The following is a 16,349-nucleotide window of genomic DNA, read 5'->3' on the forward strand; positions in this document are numbered from 1 at the left end:
GAGCCCTCATGACTGTCACCCCCGCCCAGCTGCGCGACCTCGCGCGCCGCGCTCAGGACCTCGCCGCCGAGGTGCGCTCGCTGTGCGACACCGAGCCCGCCGGATCCCCCGAGGGCGACCAGCTCAGGGCCGCGCGGCACGCCGCCGACTGGCTGGACCGGGGCGGCGAGGACCTGCAACGGGCGGCCGGCGACCTGGCCCGGCTGCGGGCGCAGCGCGAGCAGGTCTGCGGCATGCCGTGGGGCGTCTGCCCCGAGCACGGCAACACCCTGTCCTACCGGGCCGACGTCACCGAGTGCCGGGTCTGCCACCGCACCTGGCCGCAGGACCGGGCCGGCCGGCCCTGCCAGGAGCTGGTCCGGTGGAAGGTGACCGACCAGGCCGGGACGGTGACCAGGATGTGCGACGGGCACGTGCTCGGCGCCCGCGCCGTGCTGCGCGGGGCCACCTTCACCCGGCTTGATGCCGAGGGCGCCCAGGCCTGAACCTGCCCGACAGCACGGTGGCGCTGTTGATCACCGAGACGTGGCTGTAGGCCTGCGGGAAGTTGCCGACCTGCCGGTGGTGCACGGTGTCGTACTCCTCCGACAGCAGGCCGACGTCGTTGCGCAGGCCGAGCAGCCGTTCGAACAGCTCGGTGGCCCGGCGCCGGCGGCCGGTCGCGGCCAGGGCGTCGGCCAGCCAGAAGGAGCAGGCCAGGAAGGTGCCCTCGCCGCCGGGCAGGCCGTCGATCTCCTCGTCCTCGGCCCGGTAGCGCAGGACGAGACCGTCGTGGACGAGGTCGCGGGCGATCGCGTCCACGGTGCCGACGACGCGCGGGTCGCCGGGCGGCAGGAAGCCGAGGCGCGGGATGAGCAGCAGGGCCGCGTCCAGGCCGGTCGAGCCGTAGTACTGGGTGAAGGTGTTGCGTTCGGCGTCGTAGCCGTGGGCGCAGACGTCCTGGTGGATGCGTTCGCGCAGGGCGCGCCAGCGGCCGACCGGGCCGTCGCGGCCGAACGCCTCGACGGCCTGGATCATGCGGTCGGCCGCGACCCAGGCCAGCACCTTGGAGTGCACGAACTGACGGCGCGGCCCCCGGGTCTCCCACAGCCCGTTGTCGGGCCGGTCCCAGATGCCTTCGAGGTAGTTCATCAGGGCGTTCTGGACGTCCCAGGCCTCGTCGTCGACGGCCAGGCCGGACCGGCGGGCCAGGTGCAGGCAGTCGAGGGTCTCGCCGTAGACGTCGAGCTGGAACTGGCCGGAGGCGGCGTTGCCGACGCGTACCGGCTGGGACCCCTCGTAGCCCGACAGCCAGTCGGCGGTCCATTCGGCGATGCGCCGGCCGCCCTCGACGGTGTACATGATCTGCAGGTCGGCGGGGTGCCCGGCGACGGCCCGCAGCAGCCATTCGCGCCAGGCGCGCGCCTCGGCGTCGTAGCCGGCGGTCATCATGGCCTGGAGGGTGAAGCTGGCGTCGCGCAGCCAGCAGTAGCGGTAGTCCCAGTTGCGCGGGCCGCCCAGTTGCTCGGGCAGCGAGGTGGTGGCGGCGGCGACGAGCCCGCCGGTGGGGGCGTAGGTGAGGGCCTTGAGGGTGAGCAGGCTCGTGCGGACGGCCTCGTCGTAGTCCCCCTGGTAGCCGCACCGGCGGGCCCACTCGCGCCACAGCCGTTCGGTGTCGGCCAGGGCCTCGGGCGGGTCGACCGGTTCCGGGCGCGGCAGCCACGACTGCTGCCAGGTCAGCGCGAACGGCACCCGCTGCCCCTCCCCCACCGTGAAGGAGGCGGTGGTGCGGTGCCGGTCGGCGTCCGGGCACAGCTCGACGGGGGTGCGCAGCCAGGTGGCGTCGCCGCCGGCGACCGCGGCCAGCACGCCGGGCTCGTAGCGCAGCCAGGGGACGTCGTGGCCGTAGTCGAAGCGCAGCACCAGTTCCATGGTCATCTCGACCCGGCCGCGCACGCCCTCGACGATCCGCACCACGTCGGGGGCCTCGCCGCGGGGCGGCATGAAGTCCACCACCCGGACGCTGCCGCCGGGGCCGTCCCAGGTGGTCTCCAGGATGAGGGTGCCCTCGCGGTAGCCGCGGGAGGTGGCCCGGCCGCCGCCGGCGGGGGCCAGCAGCCAGCGTCCGGCGGACGGGCCGTCGAGCAGCGCGGCGAAGCAGGCGGGCGAGTCGAAGCGGGGCAGGCACAACCAGTCGATCGAGCCGTCGCGGCCGACGAGCGCGGCGGTGTGCATGTCGCCGATCAGGGCGTAGTCCTCGATCCGCATCGGCGCCCGCTCCTTCCGTCAGGCCACGCGGTGGGGTTCGGCGGCGGCGGCGCGCAGCTCCAGCCCGTGGCCGGGGGCGTCGGGCCGGGGGCGGGCCAGGCCGCCGGAGGGGTCGGCGGCGCCGTCGAACAGCTCGGCCTCGATGCGCTGGTGGTCGTGGAACCATTCGACGTGGCGCAGGTTGGCGGTGCTCGCGGCGGCCGGGAGGTGCAGGTTGGGCGCGCAGTGGGCGGACACCTGCAGGTTGTGGCCCGCGGCGATCGCGGCGGCGGCGAACCAGCCGGTGTAGCCGCCGCAGCGGGTGGCGTCGGCCTGGAGGCAGTCGACGGCCTGGGCCTGGCACATGCGGGTGAAGTAGGCGGGGTCGCAGCCGTACTCGCCGGCGGTGACGTCGGGGGCGGCCCGCTCGCGGACGAGCCGCAGGCCCGGCAGGTCGTCGGAGGAGACGGGCTCCTCGAACCAGGTCACGTCGTGCTCGCGCATGCGCGCGGCCAGGCGGACGGCCTGTTTGGCGGTGTAGCCGCCGTTGGCGTCGACGTACAGCTCGGCCCGGTCGCCGATGACGCGGCGGGCCAGGGCCACGCGGTGCAGGTCGCGGTCGGGGCGGGCGCCGGACGACTCGCCGATCTTGATCTTGACGCGGCCGATGCCCCGCTCGTGGACCCAGTGGGCGAGCTGGGCGGCAGTGGCCTCGTCGTCGTAGGTGGTGAAGCCGCCCGAGCCGTACAGCGGGACCTCGGGCCGGGCGGCGCCGAACAGGCGGGTCAGCGGCAGGCCGAGCAGGCGCGCCTTGAGGTCCCACAGCGCCACGTCGGCGGCCGAGACGGCGTAGCCGGCGACGCCGGGACGGCCCGCGTTGCGCACCTGCCGGACCATCGCGGCGTGCAGGGCGGGGATGTCGGCGGCGTCCGCGCCTGTCAGGACGCCGGCCAGCAGCTCGGTGACGACCGAGGCGGCGGCGGCCGGGGCGTAGGTCCAGCCGGTGCCGGTGACGCCCGCGGCGGTCAGGGTGACGACGACCATGGTGGTGGACCGCCAGGCCAGCGTGCCGTCGCCTTCCGGCTGGTCGGTGGGGATGCGGTAGGCGGCGGCCCCGGCGTTCTCGATCGTGCTCATGGCATCCCTGGCCCTACCCGGTGGCTCCCGGTGTGACGCATCGGCCCCGTTTAAGCAACCTGAATTGCCTGTCCCGGGGGCGGACGCCTAGGGTGGCTGGAATGTCAGTCAAGGAGCCCGCGGACGCGCTGGCCGCCGTGGTCGCGCTGCGCCGCCTGGCCGACCAGCTGGAGGACGCCGCCGTGGAGCAGGCGATGCGGGCGGGCTGGAGCTGGCCGCAGGTGGCCGAGGCGCTCGGCGTCACCCGCCAGGCGGTCCACAAGAAGCACGCCAAGCGGCTCATCGCGGCCGGGGTCGAGCTGAGGAGGCGGGCATGAGCGGCGCTTTCGACCGCTACCTGCACGACGTGCTGATCCGGGGGGAGGCCGAGGCGCGCGCGGAGAGCTCCCCCACCATCGAGGCCCACCACGTGCTGCTGGCCATGGCGGCGCCGCAGGACACCGCGGCGCGGGCGATCCTGGCCGAGGCCGGGCTCGACCAGGCGGGGGTGCGGGCGGCGTTGCGGCGGGAGTTCGAGCACAGCCTCGCCGCGGCCGGGGTGTCGGCCGCGGCCTTCGACCTGCGTTCGACGCCCGACCCCGAGCGGCGGCCGCAGCTCGGGGCGTCGGTCAGGCTGGCGATCGAGCGGCTGGCCGCCACCCATCGCAAGAAGGACCTGCGGCCGGTCCACGTGCTGCTCGGCGTCCTGCAGGCCGAGGTGGGCACGGTCCCGCGGGCGCTGGCCCTGGCGGGGATCGACCGCGCCGCGCTGGCCGAGCGCGCCCGCGCCGCCCTGTAGACCAGGCGCGGATCTTTTTTCCCGGCGATTTTTCTTCCCGGCGATGTCGATCCGGGCCCCCGTCCTTCGTGTAGAGGGCAGAAGGAGGCATGACGACATGACCGAGACGAAGACATTGGTGACCGGGCTGTGCGTGGGCGAGTCGCCGCGCTGGCACGAGGGCAGGCTGTGGTTCGCCCACTGGGGGGTGCAGGAGATCGTCGCCGTCACCCCGGACGGCGAGCGCGAAGTGGTCGCCCGCGGCCCGAAACCCGCCGGGTTCTGCCTCGGCCGGCTGCCCGACGGCCGCCTGCTGGTGACCGGCGAGCACGAGCTGCTGCGCGTGGAGCCGGACGGCACGACGTCCGTCCACGCCGACCTGGGCGAGCTGCCGGCCGGGCCGAACGAGGTCGTCGTGGACGGCCGCGGCCGGATCTACGTGAACTGCGTCGGCTTCGACTTCGGCCGGGCCGACTTCGCGCCCGGCGTGATCGCCCTGGTCGGCCCCGGCGGCGAGGCCCGGGTGGTCGCCGAGGACCTGTACTTCCCCAACGGGATGGTGGTGACCCCGGACGGCTCCACGCTGATCGTCGCCGAGTCCTGGACGCGGCGGCTGACGGCGTTCGACATCGACGCGGACGGCGGGCTGTCCGGCCGCCGGGTGTGGGCGCCCATCGGCGGCGACGGCATCTGCATGGACGCCGAGGGCGCGATCTGGACCCAGGTGGACGACGAACAGGGGTCCGCCTGCGTACGGGTGCGCGAGGGCGGCGAGGTGACCGACCGGATCGAGCTCGACCGGGCCTGTTTCGCCGCCGCGCTCGGCGGCCCGGACGGCCGGACGTTGTTCATGACCGTCGCGGTGTTCCCGGGCGTCGAGCGGATGGCGGAGATGTTCGCCGGCCGGACGGGCGAGGTCAGGACGGCCGACGTGGCCGTCCCCGGGCTCGTCTGAGCCGGTGGGGCGGGGGCCCGCGCCGTCAGCCGAACTCGGCCTGGAACAGGTCGGCGCAGGTCCCCAGGAAGTCGCCCCAGTCGCCGTTCACGTTGGCGACCAGGGCGTGGCCGCCCTGCCGGTCGCCCATCGCGTACGTCATCGACCCCTGGATGTAGCCGCCCCCGCCCCAGAGCGTGACGCCGGACGGGAACCGCTGGGAGTAGACGCCGAGCCCGTACCGGGCGCCGGGCACCCAGCCGGCGCCCTCGGTGGGCACGGTGGTGAACATCTCCTCCTGCTGGGCGGGCGGGAGCAGCCGCCCGCCCAGCAGGGCGGCCAGGAAGCGGTGGAGGTCGGCCGTGGTCGAGACCATGCCGCCGGCGGCCCAGGCCCATGACAGGTCGGCGTCGGTCACGTCGTGGCGGACCGTCTCCTGGCCGGTCTCGTCCTGGCCGGAGTAGTGGCGGGCGTGCGGGTCGCGCAGCCCTTCGCCGGCCGCGGGCAGGTACGTCCCGGTCAGCCCCAGCGGGGCCGCGACGCGCCGGTCGATCTGCTCGGCGAGCGTCGAGCCGGACGCCGCCTCGACGATCATCCCGGCCAGGTTGTAGTTGACCTTGGAGTAGACGAACCGCTCGCCCGGCTTCCCGGCGGGCGGGGTCTCCTGGCCGGGGATCGCGTCCGGCAGGCCGCTGGTGTGGTTGAGCAGCAGCCGCAGGGTGATGCGGGCGGCGTCGGCGTCGGGGAAGTACTCCTCGACGACACCCGGCAGCCAGGTGGTCATGGGAGCGTCCAGGGCCAGGTCGCCGTCGGCCGCCAGGCCCAGCACGACGGTCCCGACGAACGCCTTGGTGAAGCTGCCGATGCGGAAGTGCTCCCCGGGGCCGCGGGGGCGGCCGGTCTCCAGGTCGGCCACGCCCGCGGCGCCGAACCACGGCGGGTCGTCGCCGTCCCGGACCTCGGCCACGACGCCGGGCCCGCGGTCGCCGGCCACCAGCCGGTCGAGCACCTGCCGCAACCTCGGACGGTCGGCGTGAATCATGGACATGCTGCCTCCAGCGACACGAAACGGATCCGCGAACGCGAGCAACCGTAGTTGACTATTCTGGACGTAGTCAACTGCGGTTGCTTATCGGCGGCTTGCGCTGTGCGGCGGGCGGCCGGCGGGGTCAGGCGTCGCGGCGGGCCGAGGCGATCAGGCGCATCAGCGCGGCGTGCAGGTCCTGGAGCTCGTCGAGGTCCATGCCGAGCCGGGCGACGATGGCCGGCGGGATCTTCTCCGCCTCGGCCCTGAGCTGCCGTCCGGCGGGCGTCAGGGTGACGGCCAGGGCGCGCTCGTCCTTGCTGTTGCGCTCGCGGTGGACGTAGCCCAGCGCCTCCAGCCGCTTGAGCAGCGGGGACAACGTGCCGGGGTCGAGCTGCAGGAGCTCGCCCAGCTCCTTGACCGACAGCGGCTCGTGCTGCCAGAGGGCCAGCATCACCAGGTACTGGGGGTGGGTCAGCCCGAAGGGTTGCAGGAGCGGCCGGTAGAGGCCGATCACGCTGCGCGAGGCGATGCTGAGGGCGAAGCACACCTGCCGGTCGAGCGCCAGCAGGTCTGTCGCCTCTGTCACAGGCTCCATGCGTGTACGCCTCCGATGCCGTCTGGTAACTTACTTTGTGTACAAACTAATAGCCTGCAAATCGATGCCACACAAATCGTACCCGTGGCCGGGCCGCCGAAAGAGGGACACCTCATGTTTCACCGCAAGCCGCTGGAGGAGCGCATCGCCGAGCGTCAGGCCAAGCTGCCTCCGCTGAAGGAGGGCAAGCACTTCGAGCACGGCCCGGCCAAGTTCGTGTTCGTCACGCTGCTGGTCGTGGTGGTGGTCACGCACCTCGTCGGCCTGGCCATCGTCATGCACTTCGCCTGATCTGCCGGGAACATCCCGGCGGCGGCCGCCGTTACATCCCTCGTGGCCGGTGTGCCCAGTGTCCCCGGGCCTCACCTATCGCCTTCGCGGACTACCGTTCGGCTGGAGCCGCGTTGTGCACCTCGCCGAGAGGCGACACGCACACCGGTGCCCACGCGTTGAGGGCCCCCCGCCCGTCCCGGCGGGGGGCCCTCGCGCGCGTCCAGGACCGGGCGGCCCGGCTCAGGCACGCGGCCAGGGGCGGCCGGCCAGGCGTTCGATGTCGGTGTTGAAGCGCCTGAGGTAGGCGGCGAAGGCGGCGACGTCCTCCGGCGACCAGTCGGCCATCACCTTCTCCAGGCCGCGCACGTTCCGCTCGCGCTCCTCGGTGAGGCTGCGCTCGCCCTCCGCGGTGAGGCGGAACTTACGGGCGATGCCGCCCTCGGGGTCGGGGATGCGTTCGACCAGGCCGGCGCGCAGGAGGGCCGAGGTGTGCCGGTTGAGGGTGGAGACGTCCAGGCCGAAGGCGTCGCTGAGCTGCCCGATGGACATCGGGCCCGAGCCGTGCAGCCGCCGCAGCAGGAGGTGGGCACTACGGTCGTAGTGCCGGTGCCGGCCGAGCAACATCGTCTCGAACTCGATGAGATGTGTGGGCTTTTCCATCCCAATCCCCCCTTTCGCGAGATATGTGCACCTTACATGAATTGTGTACGTAACACATGATGTGTAGCGTGCACATCCTTCGACGACGGGAGAACAACGTGGGGGGCTCCACATCCACCGCCCGCCCCGGCGGCATCGTCAGCGTGATGGCGGTGGCCGGCATCGTCGCCTCGCTCATGCAGACCCTGGTCGTGCCGCTGATCGGCGAGCTGCCGCGGCTGCTGCGCGGCACCGCCTCCGACGCCTCCTGGGTGATCACCGCCACCCTGCTGGCCGGCGCGGTCGCCACGCCGGTCACCGGACGCCTCGGCGACCTGTACGGCAAGCGCCGCATGATGCTCGTCTGCACCGCGCCGCTGATCGCCGGGTCGGTGATCTGCTCGCTGGCCGGGTCGCTCGCCCCCATGATCGTCGGGCGCGGGTTACAGGGCATGGGCATGGGCCTGATCCCGCTCGGCATCAGCGCCCTGCGCGACCTGCTGCCGCCCGACCGGCTCGGCCCCTCGATCGCGCTGATGAGCTCGTCCATGGGCATCGGCGGGGCCCTCGGCCTGCCGGTCTCGGCCGCGGTCGCCGAGTACGCGAGCTGGCGGGTGCTGTTCTGGGGCTCGGCCGTGCTGAGCGTGCTGATCGCGGTGCTGATCCGGGTGCTGGTGCCGCCCACTCCCCCGCTGCCCCGCGAGGGCGCGGCCGGGCGGCTGGACGTGCCGGGCGCGCTCGGCCTCGGCGCGGGGCTGGTGTGCCTGCTGCTGGGGGTCTCCAAGGGCGCCGACTGGGGATGGGCGAGCGGCACCACGCTCGGGCTGCTCGGCGCGGCCGCGCTGATCCTGCCGGCATGGGCCCTGTGGGAGCTGCGCGCCGCGGAGCCGCTGGTGGACCTGCGGGTGACCGCCCGGCGGCAGGTGCTGCTGACCAACCTCGCCTCCATCATGGTCGGCTTCTCGATGTACGCCCAGGCGCTGATCGTCATGCAGATCCTCCAGCTCCCCGCGGCCACCGGCTACGGGCTGGGCCAGTCGATGCTGGCCGCCGGCCTGTGGATGGCCCCCTCCGGCCTGATGATGATGGTGGTCTCGCCGCTCGGCGCCCGGCTGTCGGCCGCCCGCGGCCCGAAGGTCACCCTGATCGCCGGGAGCCTGGTCATGGCGCTCGGCTACGGCTCCTCCATGGGCCTGCTGGGGTCGGCCTGGGGCATGCTGGTCGTCACCTGCGTGTGCAGCCTCGGGGTCGGCCTGGCCTACGGGGCGATGCCCGCCCTCATCATGGGCGCGGTGCCCCGGTCGGAGACGGCCGCGGCCAACAGCTTCAACACCCTGATGCGCTCGATCGGGACGACGGTCTCGGCGGCGGTCGTCGGCGTGATCCTGTCGCAGCTGACGATCCGGCTGGGCGCGCACACGCTGCCGTCGGAGGCCGGCTTCCGTACCGGGATGCTGGTCGGCTGCGGGGCTGCGCTGGCCGCCGCGGCCGTCACCATGGCGCTGCCCGGACGTCGCGGCGGCCGGACGGCCGGGGACGGGGCCGCCGCGTCCGTCTCGCCCGCCCGACGGTGACGTCGCGGGAGCCTCTTGGCTTCCTACACTTTTGGTAGGAAAATCTGGCAATACCGGTTCTCGTCACTGGGAGGCTGACGGTGCCCTTGCCCGATTTCCTGATCGCGGGAGTGCCCAAAGCGGGGACGACGGCGCTGCACACCGCGCTGCACCCGCACCCCGACCTGTTCCTGTCGCCCATCAAGGAGCCGAAGTTCTTCCTCACCGACGGGCCACCGCCCGGACGGGGCGGACCGGGCGACGCCGAGACCTACCGGGAACACGTCTGGCGGCGCGCGGACTACGAGGCGCTGTTCGCCGCCGCTCCCCCCGGGACCCTCGCCGGCGAGTCCACCCCCTTCTACCTGTACGACCTGGACGCCCAGCGCCGCATCCGGGAGACGATCCCGCACGTCCGGCTCATCGTGAGCCTGCGCGACCCGGTCGAGCGCGCCCACTCCAACTGGACCCACCTGTGGTCGGCCGGCCTGGAGCCGATCGGCGACCTCGTCCGCGCCTGCGAGGCCGAGCCGGAGCGCATCGCGGCCGGCTGGGCGCACTTCTGGCACTACACCGCCCTCGGCCGGTACGGCGGGCAGCTCGCCCACCTGTTCACCCTGTTCCCCCGCGACCAGGTGCTCATCTTCCGCTACCGGGACATCGTGGACCGTCCGGCCGAGACCCTGGACCGCATCTGCGGCTTCCTCGGCGTGCGGCAGGGGCTGCTCACCGGCGTCCCGAGGGAGAACGTGACCGCGCACCCGGACCCCGGCGCGCGGCACGCGTTGCTGTCCACCCTGCGCCGCACCCTTCCCGCGGCCCTGTCCGGGCCGCTGGAGCGGCTGCTCCAGCGGCGCGGCCGGGCCCGACGGCCGCTGGAGTGGGCGCAGCGGCAGCGCCTGATCCCCTACTTCGCGGCGGACGTCGAGCTGCTCCAGCAGGTCACCGGCGAGGACTTCAGCGACTGGCTGCGGCCGCGGGAACGTTCGGGCGGGCTGGTCGGCAGCCGGCCGCCCGGCCAGCGCCAGGCCAGAAACGGCCGCGCCCCCTGACCGCGCCCCCTGACCGCGACGTCGCCCCGGGACGGGCCGGTGAGCGGGCCGGTCAGTGGGGCGGGCGGAGTTCCGTGCGCAGGTCGTGGGCGCCGTCGGCGCGCGTGTACTCGTAGTAGAGGCGCAGGCCGCCGTCCGGGAGGTCGACGAAGGTGAGGTAGCGCAGGCCGCCGCCGTGGTGCGGCGACATCGCGGCGGGCCGGTCGCCCAGGGCGGCCAGCGCGTCGGGGTCGGCGCCCACGGCCACGCCGGTGCGCTCCTCGTAGTTCTCCTCCGCGCTGCCGCGGCCGTCGTAGAAGGCCACGACCCGGTCGCCGTCGAAGCGCACGGCGCTGATCCGGACGCCGCGGGCGTCCCACAGGCCGGGGCGGCCGGTCAGGGCGGTGCCGTGCCAGGTCCAGTCCAGGCCGTCGGCGCTGGTGGCGTAGTCGGTCACCATCCGGTCGGCCTCGTCGGGGTCGGCCAGCGGATGGCAGGAGGCCCACAGGTGCCACACGTCGCCGCGCCGCACGATCACGGTGTCCTTGACCCCGGTCTTGGGGTCGCCGGGCAGCACCGTCGTGCGGGTGCGCGGGTCGAACGCGGCGGGGTCGGCGGCCTCGACGACCTCCACCCGCCAGTGCTTGGTGCCGGGCGTGGCGCAGCTCAGGTACAGCCGCCAGCGTCCCTGCGGGGTGCGGACCAGGGCGGGCCGCTCCAGCGACTCGGCGTCCATCTCCTCGCGGGTGATCGTGGTCAGCGGCTCGAAACGCTCGCCGTCGGACGAGCGGGCGACGACGACCGCGTACCCGCGGCCCTCACCGACCGGGCGGCGCAGGCGGTAGGCGAGGTAGATCAGCCCGTCCGCGGCGACGGCGCTCGGCGCCCCGGCCCAGTGGCCGTGCGCCGGGACCGGCGGCTCGACCGCCACGACGGCGCGGCCGGGATCGGGGAGCAGGGCGTTCTCGTCGATCGACATGGAACCGAGGCTAGGCCAGGACGTGGAGCCGGACATGGCTGCTTACCTCTCCTTGGGATTATCCTTATTACCTATAGACTTTATGGGGTTATGGCCGTCCGCCGCATGCCCGGCACGCCGGAAGTGCCGACGCGTTTGCGCGGCGCCGGTCGCGCAGCGACCCCTCCGGTGGCCGGCGTCCCACGCATATGCTGGACCGATGCCAACCCCTGAGTTCGTCCTCGCGCTGCGCGAGAAGATCGGCACCGAGCCGCTGTGGTTGTCCGGGGTGACCGCGGTCGTGCTGCACGAGGACCAGGTGCTGCTGGTCCGCCGGAGCGACACCGGCGCCTGGACGCCCGTGACCGGCATCATCGACCCGGGCGAGCAGCCGGCCGACGCCGCGTTGCGCGAGGTGGCCGAGGAAACCGGCGTGCGGGCCGTCGCGGAACGGCTGGCCCTGGTGCACGTCACGCGTGAGGTCACCTACCCCAACGGCGACCGGGCCCGCTACCTCGACCTGGTGTTCCGCTGCCGCTGGCGGTCCGGCGACCCCTACCCGGCCGACGGCGAGAACAGCGAGGCCCGCTGGTTCTCCCTGCGGGAGCTGCCGGACCTGAGCGCCGACATGCGCGCCCGCCTCGACGCCGCCCTCGGCGACGCCCCGGCCGCCCGCTTCCACACCACCGACCACTGACCGCGCCCCCCATCCCTGACTACGGGCCCCTTCGCCGCGTGGCCCTTGACTGCGGGGCCCCCTCGCCTCACGCGCGGCCACGGGCCGCCCCGGCGTGGCGGGTGCGCTGCCCCGCGATCTATGGTGGTGGCCGGATGCGGAAGGATCGGGCCCATGGCGGGAAAGACCATCGTCCTGACCGGCGCCAGCGACGGCATCGGCCGTGCCGCGGCACGCGCCCTGCGACAGCGGGGCGACGAGGTCGTCCTCGTCGGCCGGTCGGCCGGGAAGACCGCGGCGCTGGCGAAGGAGCTCGCGGCCGACCACCACGTGGCCGACTTCGCGCGCCTGTCAGAGGTACGCGACCTGGCGGCCACCCTGCTCGACCGCCACCCGGCCATCGACGTGCTGGTCAACAACGCCGGGGCCATCATGGGCTCGCGCACCACCACGCCCGACGGCCACGAGGCGACCTTCCAGATCAACCACCTGGCGCCGTTCCTGCTGACCACGCTGCTGCTGCCCCGGCTGCTGGCCGCCGGCGGCACGGTCGTCACGACGTCCAGCCTGATCAACACCCGCGCCCGGCTCGACCTCGACGACCTCGACGCGGTGCGCCGCTACTCGGGCAGCCGGGCGTACGCCAACTCCAAGCTGGCCAACATCCTGTTCACCCGCGAGCTCCAGCGCCGCCACGGCGCGGACGGCCTGGCCGCGGCCTCCTTCCATCCCGGCGTGGTGGCCACCAACTTCTCCGGCGGCGGCGACAGCGCGGCGCGGCTGCTCTACCACACGCCGCTGAAGCGGTTCCTGCTCACGCCGGAGCAGGGCGCCGACACCCTGGTCTGGCTGGCCACCTCGCGGCCGGGCGCCGACTGGGCCCCCGGCGGCCACTACGAGAAGCGCCGCCCTTCGGCCGTCCACCGCCTGGCGGACGACCTCGGCCTGGCACGCCGCCTGTGGGAGCGCAGCCAAGCGCTCGTCGAGCTCGCCTGACCGGTCCCACGGCCCTGACCGGTCCCACGGCCCTGACCGGTCTCACGGCCGTGGGCGTGAGTGGTGGGCGGCGGAGGGCCGACCCCGTCATGCCGGTGTTAGGTCGGTGGCGGCATCCTGGAGTCCCCGGAAGGAGACAGATGCCGCCACGTCCCAGGCTGCCCGCACGTACGGTCCGGCTGCGCTTCACCCTCCTGTACGGCGGGCTGTTCCTGGCCTCCGGCGCGGGCCTGCTGGTCCTGGTCAACCTCGTCGGCATGCCGCTGTCGCGGACCGTGCCGGTGCCGGGCCGGCCCGGCGGCCGGCCGGCCCCGGCCGCCGCCGAGGAATACATCGCCCTGCTCCAGGCCCAGCTCGCCGACGTGCACGCCACGCAGTCGCGTCAGCTCCTGGCGGGGTCGGTGCTCGCGCTGGCCGTCATGGCCGTGGTGTCGATCGTGCTCGGCCGGGTGGTCGCGGGCCGGGTGCTGCGCCCGCTGCGCACGATCACCGCCGCCACCCGCCGCATCTCCGCCGACAACCTGCACGAACGCCTGGCCGTGCCGGGCCCGGCCGACGAGGTCAAGGACCTGGCCGACACCATCGACGGGCTGCTCGCCCGCCTGGAGGACGCCTTCGCCGCGCAGCGCCGGTTCGTCGCCGACGCCTCGCACGAGCTGCGCACCCCGCTGGCCACCATGCGGGCGCGGCTGGACGTGGCCGTGGCGAAGCCGGAGCCCGTACCGGCCCAGACGCTGGCGCTGGCCGACCGGCTGCGCACCGACCTCGACCAGGTCGACCGGCTCCTGGAGGGCCTGCTCGCGCTGGCCCGCGCCCAGCACGGCAGCCTGCCCGACGCCGCCGCGATCACGCTCGGCGACCTGGTGCGGCACACCCTGGACGCCCGCGCCGCCGACCTCGCGGCCCGGCGCCTCACCCTGGACGACGAGGGCGTCGCTGAGGGAGTGCGGACGCGGGGCAGCGTCGCGCTGGTCACGCGTATGGTGCACAACCTCGTCGACAACGCGATCGTCCACAACCAGGACGGCGGCTGGATCAGGGTCGAGGCCGCGGCCGACGGCCGGTGGGCACGCCTGGTCGTGGAGTCCGGCGGGGACCGGCTCGACCCCGGACAGGTGGCGCGGCTGGCGCGGCCGTTCCAGCGGCTCGGCGCGGACCGCACCGGGTCGGCGGACGGCTCGGGGCTCGGCCTGTCGATCGTCGCGGCCGTCGCGCAGGCGCACGGCGGCGCCCTCGACCTCGCGGCCCGCCCCGAGGGCGGGCTGCGCGCCACCGTGCGGCTGCCGGCATGAGGGTGCTGGTGGTGGAGGACGCGCGGGCGCTGGCCGCCGTGCTCGCCGAGGGCCTGCGCGACCAGGGCATGGCCGTCGACGTCGCCCACGACGGCCTGGAGGCGGCGGCCAAGCTCGACCTCGCCCCCTACGACGTGGTGCTGCTCGACCGCGACCTGCCGGGCATCCACGGCGACACCCTCTGCCAGATGCTCACCGACCAGGACGAACGCCCCATGGTCCTGATGCTGACCGCGGCCGGCTCGCCCGGCGACCGGGTGAGCGGGCTGACCCTGGGCGCCGACGACTACCTGGCCAAGCCCTTCCACTTCCCGGAGCTGGTGCTGCGGGTGAGGGCGCTGGCGCGCCGCCGCCCCGGCGCCCGGCCGCGCACGTTGCGCGGGGCCGGGATCGAGCTCGACCCGCTGCGGCACACCGTCACCCGGGACGGCCGTCCGCTGGAGCTGTCGGTCAAGGAGTTCGCCGTGCTGGAGGCGCTGCTGCGCGCGTCGCCCGGCTTCCTGAGCACCGAGGCCCTGCTCGAACAGGTCTGGGACGAGCACGCCGACCCGTTCACCAACACCGTGACCGTCACCGTCGGCCGCCTGCGCCGCAAGCTGGGCGAACCGCCGGTGATCAGCACCCGGCCGGGCGTGGGGTACCGGATCGGGTAGCGGGTCGTCCGGCGCTCGCCGGTGATCTTCACCGGCGGGGGTGCAAGGTCAGACCAGGGGCTGATGCGCGGCGGGGTTCCGTCTGCGATCGTGAGGGCGTGAGGGCGGCCGGGGGCGCACCCTGGCGGTGATCGTCCGCGCGACGGGGGCCGGTCCGCCCCTGGTGAGCAGGCAGGAGGAGACGCCGTGATCAGATTCGGCTATGCCGACACCCCGTTCGGCCAGATCCACCACGCCTCGTGCGGCACGGGCGAGCCGGTGCTCCTGCTGCACCAGACCCCCCGCTCATGGGACGAATACCGCGAGGTGCTCCCCCTGCTCGGCCGCACCCGGCGAGCCATCGCCATGGACACGCTCGGCTTCGGCAACTCCGCCCGCCCGCCCGAGCACTCGATCGAGACCTACGCCGCCGGCGTGTTAGCCCTGATGGACGCCCTCGGCCTGCCGCGAGCCGCCGTGGCCGGGCACCACACGGGCGGCGTCATCGCGGTCGAGACGGCGGCGCGCGCACCCGACCGCGTCACCGCCCTGGTGCTGTCGTCCACGCCGATGGTCGACCCCGAAGGGCGGCGGCGTCGTGCGGGCCATCCCTCCATCGACGCCGTGCGCGAGCAGTCCGACGGCTCCCATCTGGGCGAGTTGTGGAGCCGGCGGGCCCCCTACTACCCGTGGCCCCTGTTAAGCCGTTTCGTCCGCGACGCGCTGACGGTCCTGCCGGAGGTGGAGCGCGGGCACGAGGCGGTGGCCGCGTACCGGATGGAGGAGCGGGTCGGGCTGGTCCGCTGTCCGGTGCTGGTCGTCGGAGCCACCGACGACCCCTTCGCCTTCCCCGAGCTCGAACGCCTGGCCGCCGCCCTTCCCCACAGCACTCAGGCCGTGGTCAAGGGCGGCGTGATCCCGCTGGAGCACCAGGCGGCGGAGTTCGCGGCGCTCGTGGCGGACTTCCTCGACGGCCAGGCCCGCGAGACCGGCTGAGGCGGCCCCGGTCAGGCGGGAGCCACCCACTCGACGAACTGGATGACGATCCCGTTGGGGTCGGTCACCTGGAACAGGCGCTCACCCCAGGGCTCCTCGCGCAGCGGCATGGTGATCTCGACGCCCGCGTCACGCAGCAGCTTCTCCTGCCCGTCCAGGCCGCCGTCCAGGGTGAAGGCCAGGATGAGACCGGAGGCGTGCTGGTCGCGCTGCTCCGGCGGCAGGACCTCGATGCCGCGGGCGAGCAGCACGATGTCCATCGCGTCGGCGCGGGTGAGCGAGGCGAACCCGTCCGCGGCGACCCGGACGGTGTAGCCCAGGTGTTCGGTGAAGAACGCCTGGGAGGCGGCGACGTCGTCAACGGTGAGCGAGACGGTGGACGTGGTGATCTGCAAGAAGGTCTCCATGAGAGATGAGAACGGACGGTCTGCGGACTCCGCCGCCCGGGAGGGAAGAGTGCTGTGACTTGCGTTCGCGGCCCTCCGACGCCCCGAGGTCGATCTTGAAAGCCACAGCCGGGAAGAGCTTGAGTTCCAAGCAGGTTCTCCTTTTCGTTCGTCGGTTGCAAACTTACGACGGACGTAAATATAGTCCGAGGGTTCGAGTGGTGTCAACGTAAAAATACGA

At 73.8% G+C, this 16,349-nt stretch carries 19 protein-coding genes; 12 read left to right on the plus strand and 7 right to left on the minus strand.

What is annotated here, in order from left to right:
• Nucleotides 1-8 precede the first annotated feature (8 nt).
• Entirely contained in the window at nucleotides 9-485 is a 477-nt protein-coding gene (locus tag ACIBK9_RS12685; RefSeq protein ID WP_397157690.1) for a hypothetical protein, read from the plus strand.
• On the opposite strand, the gene ACIBK9_RS12690 is transcribed toward ACIBK9_RS12685, so the two are convergent.
• A complete protein-coding gene (locus ACIBK9_RS12690; protein ID WP_397157692.1) occupies nucleotides 451-2,247 on the minus strand; it encodes a glycoside hydrolase family 15 protein in 1,797 nt (598 codons plus the stop codon). The genes ACIBK9_RS12685 and ACIBK9_RS12690 overlap by 35 nt on opposite strands.
• Nucleotides 2,248-2,265: 18 nt before the next feature.
• Nucleotides 2,266-3,363 (minus strand): enolase C-terminal domain-like protein, encoded by a 1,098-nt coding sequence (locus tag ACIBK9_RS12695; protein ID WP_397157694.1) that lies wholly within the window; start codon nucleotides 3,361-3,363, stop codon nucleotides 2,266-2,268.
• Between the two features lie 101 nt (nucleotides 3,364-3,464).
• Here ACIBK9_RS12695 and ACIBK9_RS12700 point away from each other — a divergent pair, with 101 nt between their 5' ends.
• The 3 genes from ACIBK9_RS12700 (at nucleotide 3,465) to ACIBK9_RS12710 (ending at nucleotide 5,075) form a co-directional block, all read left to right on the plus strand.
• A complete protein-coding gene (locus ACIBK9_RS12700) occupies nucleotides 3,465-3,680 on the plus strand; it encodes a hypothetical protein (protein ID WP_352324434.1) in 216 nt (71 codons plus the stop codon).
• Entirely contained in the window at nucleotides 3,677-4,141 is a 465-nt protein-coding gene (locus ACIBK9_RS12705) for a Clp protease N-terminal domain-containing protein (RefSeq protein WP_387682204.1), read from the plus strand. The genes ACIBK9_RS12700 and ACIBK9_RS12705 overlap by 4 nt, the downstream gene beginning before the upstream one ends.
• Before the next feature lie 97 nt (nucleotides 4,142-4,238).
• Nucleotides 4,239-5,075, plus strand: coding sequence for an SMP-30/gluconolactonase/LRE family protein (locus ACIBK9_RS12710; protein ID WP_397157696.1), 837 nt, complete (start codon nucleotides 4,239-4,241; stop codon nucleotides 5,073-5,075).
• Between the two features lie 25 nt (nucleotides 5,076-5,100).
• Here ACIBK9_RS12710 and ACIBK9_RS12715 read toward each other — a convergent pair whose 3' ends face one another.
• Together ACIBK9_RS12715 and ACIBK9_RS12720 are read right to left on the minus strand one after the other, a co-directional pair.
• Nucleotides 5,101-6,102, minus strand: a complete 1,002-nt coding sequence (locus tag ACIBK9_RS12715) for a serine hydrolase domain-containing protein (protein WP_397157698.1) — start codon at nucleotides 6,100-6,102, stop codon at nucleotides 5,101-5,103.
• A 121-nt stretch (nucleotides 6,103-6,223) separates the two neighbouring features.
• Entirely contained in the window at nucleotides 6,224-6,676 is a 453-nt protein-coding gene (locus tag ACIBK9_RS12720; protein WP_387682213.1) for a MarR family winged helix-turn-helix transcriptional regulator, read from the minus strand.
• 114 nt (nucleotides 6,677-6,790) lie between these two features.
• Between ACIBK9_RS12720 and ACIBK9_RS12725 the strand changes: the two genes are divergently transcribed.
• Nucleotides 6,791-6,967: a hypothetical protein gene (locus ACIBK9_RS12725; RefSeq protein WP_189650423.1), complete on the plus strand. Its 177-nt coding sequence runs from the start codon at nucleotides 6,791-6,793 to the stop codon at nucleotides 6,965-6,967.
• A 222-nt stretch (nucleotides 6,968-7,189) separates the two neighbouring features.
• On the opposite strand, the gene ACIBK9_RS12730 is transcribed toward ACIBK9_RS12725, so the two are convergent.
• On the minus strand, nucleotides 7,190-7,609 hold the full coding sequence (locus tag ACIBK9_RS12730) for a MarR family transcriptional regulator (RefSeq protein ID WP_358297465.1): 420 nt from the start codon (nucleotides 7,607-7,609) through the stop codon (nucleotides 7,190-7,192).
• Nucleotides 7,610-7,707: 98 nt separating this feature from the next.
• On the opposite strand from ACIBK9_RS12730, the gene ACIBK9_RS12735 reads away from it, so the two are divergent.
• Nucleotides 7,708-9,162: an MFS transporter gene (locus ACIBK9_RS12735; RefSeq protein WP_397157701.1), complete on the plus strand. Its 1,455-nt coding sequence runs from the start codon at nucleotides 7,708-7,710 to the stop codon at nucleotides 9,160-9,162.
• Between the two features lie 80 nt (nucleotides 9,163-9,242).
• Nucleotides 9,243-10,193, plus strand: a complete 951-nt coding sequence (locus ACIBK9_RS12740; RefSeq protein WP_397157703.1) for a sulfotransferase family protein — start codon at nucleotides 9,243-9,245, stop codon at nucleotides 10,191-10,193.
• Between the two features lie 52 nt (nucleotides 10,194-10,245).
• Here ACIBK9_RS12740 and ACIBK9_RS12745 read toward each other — a convergent pair whose 3' ends face one another.
• Entirely contained in the window at nucleotides 10,246-11,151 is a 906-nt protein-coding gene (locus ACIBK9_RS12745; RefSeq protein ID WP_358297473.1) for a hypothetical protein, read from the minus strand.
• Nucleotides 11,152-11,350: 199 nt separating this feature from the next.
• On the opposite strand from ACIBK9_RS12745, the gene ACIBK9_RS12750 reads away from it, so the two are divergent.
• From ACIBK9_RS12750 to ACIBK9_RS12770, 5 genes are all read left to right on the plus strand, one after another.
• Complete coding sequence (locus ACIBK9_RS12750; protein ID WP_397157705.1) at nucleotides 11,351-11,827, plus strand: NUDIX hydrolase; 477 nt, start codon at nucleotides 11,351-11,353, stop codon at nucleotides 11,825-11,827.
• A 153-nt stretch (nucleotides 11,828-11,980) separates the two neighbouring features.
• Nucleotides 11,981-12,802: an SDR family NAD(P)-dependent oxidoreductase gene (locus ACIBK9_RS12755; protein WP_397157707.1), complete on the plus strand. Its 822-nt coding sequence runs from the start codon at nucleotides 11,981-11,983 to the stop codon at nucleotides 12,800-12,802.
• Nucleotides 12,803-12,942: 140 nt separating this feature from the next.
• A complete protein-coding gene (locus tag ACIBK9_RS12760) occupies nucleotides 12,943-14,094 on the plus strand; it encodes a sensor histidine kinase (RefSeq protein ID WP_397157709.1) in 1,152 nt (383 codons plus the stop codon).
• Complete coding sequence (locus ACIBK9_RS12765; protein WP_358297483.1) at nucleotides 14,091-14,747, plus strand: response regulator transcription factor; 657 nt, start codon at nucleotides 14,091-14,093, stop codon at nucleotides 14,745-14,747. Before ACIBK9_RS12760 ends, ACIBK9_RS12765 begins: the two co-directional genes overlap by 4 nt.
• A gap of 186 nt (nucleotides 14,748-14,933) precedes the next feature.
• A complete protein-coding gene (locus tag ACIBK9_RS12770; RefSeq protein ID WP_397157711.1) occupies nucleotides 14,934-15,722 on the plus strand; it encodes an alpha/beta fold hydrolase in 789 nt (262 codons plus the stop codon).
• Between the two features lie 11 nt (nucleotides 15,723-15,733).
• On the opposite strand, the gene ACIBK9_RS12775 is transcribed toward ACIBK9_RS12770, so the two are convergent.
• Nucleotides 15,734-16,117 (minus strand): VOC family protein, encoded by a 384-nt coding sequence (locus ACIBK9_RS12775; RefSeq protein ID WP_397157713.1) that lies wholly within the window; start codon nucleotides 16,115-16,117, stop codon nucleotides 15,734-15,736.
• Nucleotides 16,118-16,349 lie beyond the last annotated feature (232 nt).

Source organism: Nonomuraea sp. NPDC050227 (genome assembly GCF_044459705.1).
GTDB lineage: Bacteria > Actinomycetota > Actinomycetes > Streptosporangiales > Streptosporangiaceae > Nonomuraea.

Bases quoted from the DNA above. Each gene is read 5' to 3' on its own strand.
- ACIBK9_RS12715 (WP_397157698.1), bottom strand. From the start codon at position 6,102: ATGTCCATGATTCACGCCGACCGTCCGAGGTTGCGGCAGGTGCTCGAC.
- ACIBK9_RS12750 (WP_397157705.1), top strand. From the start codon at position 11,351: ATGCCAACCCCTGAGTTCGTCCTCGCGCTGCGCGAGAAGATCGGCACC.
- ACIBK9_RS12765 (WP_358297483.1), top strand. From the start codon at position 14,091: ATGAGGGTGCTGGTGGTGGAGGACGCGCGGGCGCTGGCCGCCGTGCTC.
- ACIBK9_RS12710 (WP_397157696.1), top strand. From the start codon at position 4,239: ATGACCGAGACGAAGACATTGGTGACCGGGCTGTGCGTGGGCGAGTCG.
- ACIBK9_RS12745 (WP_358297473.1), bottom strand. From the start codon at position 11,151: ATGTCGATCGACGAGAACGCCCTGCTCCCCGATCCCGGCCGCGCCGTC.
- ACIBK9_RS12755 (WP_397157707.1), top strand. From the start codon at position 11,981: ATGGCGGGAAAGACCATCGTCCTGACCGGCGCCAGCGACGGCATCGGC.
- ACIBK9_RS12720 (WP_387682213.1), bottom strand. From the start codon at position 6,676: ATGGAGCCTGTGACAGAGGCGACAGACCTGCTGGCGCTCGACCGGCAG.
- ACIBK9_RS12685 (WP_397157690.1), top strand. From the start codon at position 9: ATGACTGTCACCCCCGCCCAGCTGCGCGACCTCGCGCGCCGCGCTCAG.
- ACIBK9_RS12705 (WP_387682204.1), top strand. From the start codon at position 3,677: ATGAGCGGCGCTTTCGACCGCTACCTGCACGACGTGCTGATCCGGGGG.
- ACIBK9_RS12760 (WP_397157709.1), top strand. From the start codon at position 12,943: ATGCCGCCACGTCCCAGGCTGCCCGCACGTACGGTCCGGCTGCGCTTC.
- ACIBK9_RS12730 (WP_358297465.1), bottom strand. From the start codon at position 7,609: ATGGAAAAGCCCACACATCTCATCGAGTTCGAGACGATGTTGCTCGGC.
- ACIBK9_RS12700 (WP_352324434.1), top strand. From the start codon at position 3,465: ATGTCAGTCAAGGAGCCCGCGGACGCGCTGGCCGCCGTGGTCGCGCTG.
- ACIBK9_RS12725 (WP_189650423.1), top strand. From the start codon at position 6,791: ATGTTTCACCGCAAGCCGCTGGAGGAGCGCATCGCCGAGCGTCAGGCC.
- ACIBK9_RS12695 (WP_397157694.1), bottom strand. From the start codon at position 3,363: ATGAGCACGATCGAGAACGCCGGGGCCGCCGCCTACCGCATCCCCACC.
- ACIBK9_RS12690 (WP_397157692.1), bottom strand. From the start codon at position 2,247: ATGCGGATCGAGGACTACGCCCTGATCGGCGACATGCACACCGCCGCG.